The organism is Roseateles sp. (genome assembly GCF_052436255.1).
Classification (GTDB): domain Bacteria; phylum Pseudomonadota; class Gammaproteobacteria; order Burkholderiales; family Burkholderiaceae_C; genus Pelomonas.
Map to the genome: position 1 here is coordinate 1 of NZ_JBQVNP010000278.1, position 2,629 is coordinate 2,629.

Sequence of the window (2,629 nt, forward strand, 5' to 3'; positions counted from 1 at the left end):
CGACGCGATGCAGGCCGAGTTGCGCAAGGCCTTTGCCACCGAGGAAATCCGCAAGCTCTGGAACGGCCTGGGCGCCGAAACGCCCAACCTCTACGGCGACGCCTTCGGCCAGTTCGTCGGCGCCGAGGTCAAGCGCTGGGCGGCGGTCGTGAAGGCCTCCGGCGCCAAATTGGACTAACCCGCTACCGGCTTCGCCGGCCCCTTGGAAAGGGCGCACTGCCAGTGGCTCGGCAAAGCCGGTTCCACGGCAGTCACCCGGCAAGGCAGCAGCCTGTCGACCTACATCATGAATCTCTATTCAGCCCTGCGCGCCGGCTTCCCGGCGGACCTGGACGTGACCGCCATCGACGCCGATGGCGCCCTGTATTCCTGGCGCGACCTGGAGCGTGGCAGCGCGATGCTGGCCAACTGGCTGGGCAAGCTCGACCTGCCCCCGGGCAGCCGTGTCGCCGTGCACACGGACAAGAGCGTCGAGGCGCTGATCCTCTACCTCGCCGTGCTGCGCGCCGGCCTGGTCTACCTGCCGCTCAACCCGGCTTACCAGGCCAGCGAGCTGGAGCACTTCATCGGCGACGCGGCGCCCGGCGTCGTCGTTTGCGCCGGCCGAAACTTCGGCTGGGTCAGCAAGCTGGCCTTCCAGCGTGGCGTGCGCTGGGTGTTCACGCTGAACGACGACCGCAGCGGCACCTTGCTGGACCGCGCCGTGCAGATGAGCGATACGCATGCGCCGGTGCCGCGCGCGGCGGGCGACCTCGCGGCCATCCTCTACACCAGCGGCACGACTGGGCGCAGCAAGGGCGCGATGCTGAGCCACGGCAACCTGCTGTCCAATGCCGAGACGCTGAAGACCTACTGGGACTGGCGGCCCAACGACGTGCTGCTGCACGCCCTGCCCATCTTTCACGTGCACGGCCTGTTCGTCGCGTCGCATGGTGCGTTGCTGAACGGCAGCCGCATGCTGTGGTTCAACAAGTTCGACGCGCCGGCCGTGGCGCGGCGCCTGCCCGAAGCCACCGTCTTCATGGGCGTGCCCACGCTCTACGTGCGCCTGCTGCAGGAGAAGACGCTGGACACGCGCAACATCCGCCTCTTCATCAGCGGCTCCGCGCCGCTGCTGCTCGAGACCTGGCAGGCCTGGCAGGCGCGCACCGGCCATCTCATCCTGGAGCGCTACGGCATGAGCGAGACGCTGATGCTGACCTCCAACCCCTGCAAGCCGGAAGACGGTGAGCGCATCGGGGGCACCGTCGGGCCGGCGCTGCCAGGCGTTTCCCTGCGCACCGTCGATGACACGGGTCGGCGCTGCGCGGTCGACGAGATCGGCCATGTGCAGGTGCGTGGCCCCAACGTCTTCAGCGGCTACTGGCAGATGCCCGAGAAGACCGCCGAGGAGTTCACGCCGGACGGCTGGTTCAAGACCGGCGACGTCGGCCGCGTCGATGCGCGCGGCTACGTGACGCTGATCGGCCGCAGCAAGGACCTCATCATCAGCGGCGGCTTCAATGTCTAACCGGCCGAGATCGAGGGCGTGCTCACCGAGCTGCCGGGCGTTGGCGAGTCGGCCGTCATCGGCGTGCCCCACCCCGACTTCGGCGAGGCGGTCGTCGCCGTCGTCACGCCGCGTGGCGGCGCCCTGCCCGATCCCGACGGCCTCATCGCGGCGCTGAAGAACCGCATCGCCAGCTTCAAGGTGCCCAAGCGCATCCTCGTCGCGGCTGAGCTGCCGCGCAACGCGATGGGCAAGGTGCAGAAGAAGCTGCTGCGCGAACAGCAGGCGGGGCTGTTCAGCGGCAACTAGGTGCCACGGCCTCAGACCGCGACGCCGTTCTTGATCTCGTCGAGCGCCAGTTGCAGCACACGCGCATCGCTGCTGGCGCGGTGGCGGTTGACCTGCTGGCGTTGGCGCACGGCCTCGGTCACGCCGCGCCAGCGCTGGGCTTCCTGCTCGTCGAGCAAGCGGCGCAGGTCGTCCAGCCGGAAGCTGGGCTGCAGGCCAGCGGCGTCGTAGAGCTTGGCAAGCCAGGGGTAGTCGTGCCCCCAACCGTCGCAATAGACCGTCTGCCCGCGCAGCCGGGCATTCATCTGCTCGGCCATCCACTGCGCCGGCCGGCCATGGGTGAGCAGGGTTTCGCGGCGGATGCCATGCAGGGCCTCGGCAGCGGCGTCCCAGTGCAGCCAGTCGGGCTCTGGGTAGACCAGGCCGCAGAACAGCGCGCCATCGGCTGCCACCAGGCCGATCTCGATGGGATAGCTGCCGCGGCCAAAGCCCGAGGCTTCGATGTCGATGATGGCCGGCAGTTGCATCCGCCTGAGTATCGAGCGCCCGGATACAGCACTTACACAGGGTTGTCGCCGAGCCCCTGCCCGGCTTCGTTGTCGACCACCTGAGACTGCTCGAAAAGCTGCTGCGCCGCGCGGCCGACCTGGCGTGTGTCCCAGTAGGCATAGGCGCCCACGCCGGCCGCGCCGATCAGCGGCACCCAGCGCGACACCACGCGGCCGGCGGCCTTCTTGCCCAGGTGCACGCCGACCGCGCCGGCCACCCGCTGCAGCAGCACCTGGGCCGCCGGCCGCACCACGACGCGCTCGCCCACGCGCACGCCCAGGTCGCGGTCCAGGGACCCGACCA

General features: G+C 69.5%; 1 protein-coding gene and 2 pseudogenes. 1 reads left to right on the forward strand and 2 read right to left on the reverse strand.

Features of this window, described 5'->3' with window-relative positions; all coding sequences use genetic code 11:
* Nucleotides 1-286 precede the first annotated feature (286 nt).
* Nucleotides 287-1,798, forward strand: a pseudogene (locus tag ACT6S0_RS27475) (malonate--CoA ligase).
* 11 nt (nt 1,799-1,809) lie between these two features.
* On the opposite strand, the gene ACT6S0_RS27480 reads toward ACT6S0_RS27475, so the two are convergent.
* Nucleotides 1,810-2,304, reverse strand: a complete 495-nt coding sequence (locus tag ACT6S0_RS27480) for a 3'-5' exonuclease (protein ID WP_444766900.1) — start codon at nt 2,302-2,304, stop codon at nt 1,810-1,812.
* A gap of 32 nt (nt 2,305-2,336) precedes the next feature.
* Nucleotides 2,337-2,629, reverse strand: a pseudogene (locus ACT6S0_RS27485) (hypothetical protein); the annotation flags it as partial.